The 3,090-nt window shown below is 64.3% G+C and carries 3 protein-coding genes and 1 pseudogene; all 4 read left to right on the forward strand.

Going from position 1 to position 3,090, the window contains the following annotated elements:
* Positions 1-210: pseudogene (locus EN964_RS30180) on the forward strand (D-xylose ABC transporter ATP-binding protein); the annotation flags it as partial.
* Positions 211-286: 76 nt separating this feature from the next.
* Positions 287-1,210, forward strand: a complete 924-nt coding sequence (locus EN964_RS30185; protein ID WP_236383556.1) for an ABC transporter permease — start codon at positions 287-289, stop codon at positions 1,208-1,210.
* A 25-nt stretch (positions 1,211-1,235) separates the two neighbouring features.
* Entirely contained in the window at positions 1,236-2,216 is a 981-nt protein-coding gene (locus tag EN964_RS30190; RefSeq protein WP_127271366.1) for a sugar-binding transcriptional regulator, read from the forward strand.
* On the forward strand, positions 2,213-3,090 hold an 878-nt coding region (locus EN964_RS30195; RefSeq protein ID WP_164776090.1), incomplete at its 3' end, for an aldo/keto reductase. The genes EN964_RS30190 and EN964_RS30195, both read left to right, overlap by 4 nt.

Consider the following 3,090-nt stretch of genomic DNA (forward strand, 5'->3'; position numbering starts at 1 on the left):
CCGATCAGCTCCGGCAGCGGTGTCGGCGTCATCGTCATCTCGTCGGAGCTGCCGGAGCTGATCGGTCTGTGCGACCGCGTTGTCGTGGTGCGCGAAGGCAGGATCGCCGGCGAACTCGCCGCCAGCGAGCTCGGCGAGGAAGCCATCATCATGCTCGCCTCGGGCGTTCAAGACAGTTCAAATCAAAGGCAGGCCCAGAATGTCGCCTAGGGAATCAGGAGAAGCGCTCGTGCACGCCGAGATCAAGGCCGCCGGGCGGCGCATCAATTTCGCTCAGCTCGCCTCGATGCGCGAGGCCGGGCTGATCGTCATCATCCTGGCGCTGTGCATCGCCATGAGCTTCGCCTCGCCGCACTTCCTGACATGGGGCAATTTCCGCGCCATGCTGATGAGCTTTTCCATCGAAGGCATCGTCGTCGTCGGAATGACGATCCTGCTCATCGTCGGCGGCATCGACCTTTCCGTCGGCTCGGTCGTGTGTTTCTCGATGGTGGTCTCGGGTGCGCTGTTCCTTGCCGGCCTCGATCCCTGGACGGCAAGCCTGATCGGCATCGGCGTCAGCGCGCTGATCGGCGCGGCGATGGGCTTCTTCGTGACCGTGATCGGCCTCAATCATTTCATCACGTCGCTGGCGGCCATGGTCATCGTGCGCGGCATGTGCCTGGTGGTCACCAAGGGCACGCCGCTGTCGCTGTTCACCCTGCCGCCGGCCTTCAAGGCCATAGGCCAGGGCAGTTTCAACAACATCCCCTATGTCATCCTGATCTTCATCGTCGTGGTGGCCATCTTCGACTTCCTGCTGCGTCGCGCCACGGCCTTCCGCAAGGTTTTCTACACCGGCTCCAACGAGAAGGCCGCGCAGTTCTCCGGCATCCGGACCAATCAGGTGAAGTTCTGGGTCACGGTGCTGTGCTCGACGCTGGCCGGACTGGCCGGTGTCATCTACATGGCGCGCTTCGGCGCGGCGACACCGACCTTCGGCGCCGGCATGGAACTCAACATCATCGCCGCGGCCGTCATCGGCGGCGCCTCGCTCAATGGTGGCTCGGGCACCATCTTCGGAGCGATCCTCGGCATGGCGTTGCTGTCGGTGGTGACGAGCTCGCTTATCCTGCTCGATGTCTCGGTCTATTGGCAGGACATGATCAAGGGATGCATCCTGCTCGCAGCCGTATCGATCGATCACTTCCTGCACCGCAAGAAGTCCTGAACTCTAAAGGCACCGCAGCAAGACCATGGCCCCTCCCAACACCCGCGACGACATCGCCGCTGTTCGTCAAATGCACCAGGCGCTTGTCCTGCATTACGTCGAAGGCAAGACCCAGGCCGAGATCGCCGGGGAACTCGGCATCTCGCACGCGACGGTCAACCGGCTGATCAAGCGCGGCCACCAGCTCGGCCTCGTCGAGATCAAGATCAAGTCGCCGATCGACCATCTGGTCGACCTGGAAGCACGGCTGGTTGCGCTGGGCGGCATCGAGCGGGCGATGGTGGTGCCGTCGGTCTCCGAGAATCCGCACACGGCCCTGCAGCGGGTCGGCGAGGCGGCGGCTGGGCTGCTGCTCGACACCATCAAGGACGGCGACACGATCTCGATCACCGGCGGCAAGGGCGTCAGCGCGCTGGTCGCCGGTCTCAAGCCGGGGCGCCGATACGACGTCGAGATCATTCCCGCAACCGGCCTGGTGCAGGGCAAGCACTACACCGACGTCAACCACGTCGCCTCGCTGATGGCCGACAAGCTCGGCGGCCGCGCCTACCAGATCCATGCGCCGCTGTTTGCCGACACCGCGCAGCAGCGCGAAATGCTGATGGGCATCAGCTCCGTCGCCGACGTGTTTCGCAAGGCGCGCGAGGCGGATGTCGCGGTGGTGGGTGTCGGCTCCATCCTGACCGACGATTCCAGCTACTACGACCTGCATCCGTCCTCGAATGCCGATCGCCAGGCGATCGAGAAGTCCGGGGCGACAGGCGAGCTGCTCGCTCATCTCATCGACCGCCAGGGCAAGCTTTGCAACTACTCGCTCAACCGTTCGCTGGTCTCGTTGACGCTTGACGAGTTCGCGACCATCCCGCGCTCGATCGGCATTGCAAGCGGCCCCAGCAAGGTCGCGCCGATCCTCGCCGCCCTGCGCGGCAACCATCTCGACACCATCGTCACGGACGAGGCCACGGGGCTCCAGATCCTCGAGCTGGCCGAACAGGAGGTAGCATGAATTCTCGACAGATCCAGCGGCAGATCGGCAAGTCCGGCATATCGGCGTCGGCCGTAGGCCTGGGCACCTGGGCGATTGGCGGGTGGATGTGGGGCGGCACCGACGAGAAGGAGTCGGTCAGGGCGATCGAAGCCTCGATCGATGCCGGCCTCAGCCTGATCGACACAGCGCCGGCCTACGGTCTTGGCCGCAGCGAGGCGATCGTGGGCACCGCCATCAAGGGCAAGCGCGACAAGGTGGTGATCGCGACCAAATGCGGGCTGAACTGGCATTCGGGCAAGGGCGGCCATTTCTTCGATCAGGACGGCAAGCCTGTGCATCGCTATCTCGGCGCCGACGGCATCGCCTATGAGATCGAGCAGAGCCTGCGCCGTCTGGGCACCGATCATATCGACCTCTACATCACCCATTGGCAGGACCCGACGACGCCGATCGCCGAGACGATGGCGGTATTGGAAAAGCTCAAGGCAGCCGGCAAGATCCGCGCCATTGGCGCCAGCAACATCAGCGCCGAGGATCTTGGCCAGTATATCGATGCCGGCCAGCTCGATGCGATCCAGGAGCGCTATTCGATGATCGACCGCGACATCGAGAGCAGCCTGCTGCCGATCACCCGCCGCCATGACATTGCCACCCTCAGCTACTCGTCGCTGGCGCTGGGGCTGCTTACCGGCACGGTCGACCCAGAGCGCACATTCGGCGGCGACGACCAGCGCAAGGACAACCCACGCTTTTCCACGGCCAACCGGCAGAAAGTCGCAAAGCTGAAAGAGGCAATCGCCCCGATCTCCGAGAGCCACCAGGCGTCGACGGCGCAGATCGTCATCGCCTGGACGCTCGCCCAGCCGGGCATCACCTTCGCCCTGTGCGGCGC

The sequence above is a fragment of the Mesorhizobium sp. M7A.F.Ca.CA.001.10.2.1 genome, assembly GCF_003998575.1.
GTDB lineage: Bacteria > Pseudomonadota > Alphaproteobacteria > Rhizobiales > Rhizobiaceae > Mesorhizobium.